General features: G+C 64.6%; 1 protein-coding gene. It reads left to right on the top strand.

Annotation, left to right across the window (positions count from 1 at the left end; genetic code table 11):
* A partial coding sequence (locus AL2_RS35820) for an alpha-amylase family glycosyl hydrolase (protein ID WP_245667139.1) occupies window positions 1–1,037 on the top strand: 1,037 nt, incomplete at both ends.

Raw genomic sequence — 1,037 nt, 5'->3', positions numbered from 1 at the left:
GCCCGCGGTATTCGTGTGATCGCCGATCTGGTGATGAACCACACCTCCGACCAGCACCCCTGGTTCCAGGCATCGCGGACCGACCCCGACGGGCCCTTCGGCGACTTCTACATGTGGGCCGACGACGACACCGGCTACCCCGAAGCCCGCATCATCTTCGTCGACACCGAATCCTCCAACTGGACCTACGACACCGTCCGCGGCCAGTACTACTGGCACCGCTTCTTCTCCCACCAACCCGACCTCAACTACGACAACCCCGACGTCCAGGACGCCATGCTGGAGAACCTGCGCTTCTGGCTCGACCTGGGCATCGACGGATTCCGCCTGGACGCCGTCCCCTACCTGTACGCCCGCGAAGGCACCAACTGCGAGAACCTCCCCGAAACCCACACCTACCTCAAACGCGTCCGCGCCGAAGTCGACCGCCTCTACCCCGACCGCGTCCTGCTCGCCGAAGCCAACCAATGGCCCGCCGACGTCGTCGAATACTTCGGCGACCCCGCCGCCGGCGGCGACGAATGCCACATGGCCTTCCACTTCCCCGTCATGCCCCGCATCTTCATGGCCGTCCGCCGCGAACAACGCTACCCCATCTCCGAAATCATGGCCCAGACCCCCAAAATCCCCGAATCCTGCCAATGGGGCATCTTCCTGCGCAACCACGACGAACTCACCCTGGAGATGGTCACCGACGAAGAACGCGACTACATGTACACCGAATACGCCAAAGACCCCCGCATGAAAGCCAACATCGGCATCCGCCGCCGCCTGGCCCCCCTCCTGGACAACGACCGCAACCAACTCGAACTCTTCACCGCCCTCCTGCTCTCCCTCCCCGGCTCACCCGTCCTGTACTACGGCGACGAAATCGGCATGGGCGACAACATCTGGCTCGGCGACCGCGACGCCGTCCGCACCCCCATGCAATGGACACCCGACCGCAACGCCGGCTTCTCCCACTGCGACCCCGCCCGCCTCTACCTGCCCGTCATCATGGACCCCATCTACGGCTACCAAGCCGTCAACGTCGAAGC

The organism is Actinomadura latina NBRC 106108, assembly GCF_001552195.1.
In the GTDB taxonomy this organism is placed as follows: domain Bacteria; phylum Actinomycetota; class Actinomycetes; order Streptosporangiales; family Streptosporangiaceae; genus Spirillospora; species Spirillospora latina.
The sequence above is the reverse complement of the archived record's forward strand: the minus strand, read 5'-3'. Positions and strand labels throughout refer to the sequence as shown.